Below are 1443 nucleotides of genomic sequence, written 5' to 3'. Positions count from 1 at the left end.
TGTACTGCACCCATTTTGTTGGACGATGAAATGGAATAGTCCCTGATATGTCAAAGCCAAAATACCCCTTCGAAAAGCGCCTTGAAGTCGTGAATCACTACTTCACAACTGATGATGGTTACAGGATCATCTCTGCACGTTTTGGTGTGCCTCGAACCCAGGTCAGGACGTGGGTTGCCCTCTATGAAAAACATGGAGAAAAAGGTTTAATTCCCAAACCTAAAGGCGTTAGTGCTGATCCAGAGTTGCGCATTAAGGTCGTGAAAGCCGTGACCGAGCAGCAGATGTCCCTCAATCAGGCTGCTGCTCACTTTATGCTTGCTGGTAGTGGTTCTGTAGCCAAGTGGCTGAAAGTCTATGAGGAGCACGGAGAAGCTGGTTTACGCGCACTCAAGATCGGCACCAAAAGAAACATTACAATGTCAGTTGATCCAGAAAAAGCGGCGTTAGCATTGGAGCTGTCGAAAGACCGACGTATTGAGGATCTTGAAAGACAAGTTCGATTCCTTGAAATGCGGCTTACGTATCTAAAAAAGCTGAAAGCCTTAGCTCATCCCGCGAAAAAGTGAAAGTACTCAACGAGCTAAGGCAGTTTTACCCTCTTGATGAGCTTCTCAAGGCAGCGGAGATACCGCGCAGTACGTTTTATTACCATCTAAAGGCTCTCAGCAAGCCTGATAAGTATGCGGATGTTAAAAAGCGTATTGGTGAGATTTATCACGAGAATAAAGGTCGTTACGGATACCGTAGGGTAACGTTGTCTCTCCATCGAGACGGGGAACGGATTAACCATAAAGCCGTTCAGCGCCTGATGGGAACCCTCTCGCTTAAGGCAGCGATTAAGGTCAAGCGATACAGCTCCTACAGAGGAGAGGTAGGGCAAACCGCCCCCAATGTTCTCCAAAGGGATTTCAAGGCTACACGGCCAAACGAGAAGTGGGTTACCGACGTTACTGAATTTGCAGTCAATGGGCGAAAGCTGTATTTGTCTCCAGTAATAGATCTCTTCAACAACGAAGTTATTTCTTACAGCCTGTCGGAAAGACCTGTGATGAACATGGTCGAGAATATGCTCGATCAGGCATTCAAAAAGCTTAAGCCTCACGAGCATCCTATTCTGCACTCTGACCAGGGATGGCAGTATCGTATGAGAAGGTATCAAAACATCCTTAAAGAACAAGGCATTACACAGAGCATGTCCAGAAAAGGCAATTGTCTGGATAATGCAGTCGTGGAATGTTTCTTTGGAACCTTAAAGTCGGAGTGTTTTTATCTTGACGAGTTCAGTAATATAAGCGAACTGAAGGATGCTGTTACGGAATATATTGACTACTACAACAGCAGAAGAATTAGCCTGAAATTAAAAGGTCTGAGTCCAATTGAATATCGAACCCAGACCTATGTGCCTCGTGTTTAACTGTCCAACTTTTTGGGGTCAGTACA

The 1443-nt window shown here is 45.4% G+C and carries 1 protein-coding gene; it reads left to right on the top strand.

Annotated elements, in window-relative coordinates; genetic code table 11:
* The first annotated feature begins 47 nt into the window (after positions 1 to 47).
* Positions 48 to 1417 (top strand): IS3-like element ISKpn8 family transposase gene (locus tag CHU32_RS27820; RefSeq protein WP_085949440.1). Its coding sequence is split into 2 segments (ribosomal slippage): positions 48 to 528 and positions 528 to 1417, totalling 1371 coding nucleotides; the frame shifts between segments, so codons are not numbered across the junction.
* The last annotated feature ends 26 nt before the right edge of the window (positions 1418 to 1443 follow it).

This window comes from Superficieibacter electus, assembly GCF_002915575.1.
GTDB lineage: Bacteria > Pseudomonadota > Gammaproteobacteria > Enterobacterales > Enterobacteriaceae > Superficieibacter > Superficieibacter electus.
The sequence above is the reverse complement of the archived record's forward strand: the minus strand, read 5'-3'. Positions and strand labels throughout refer to the sequence as shown.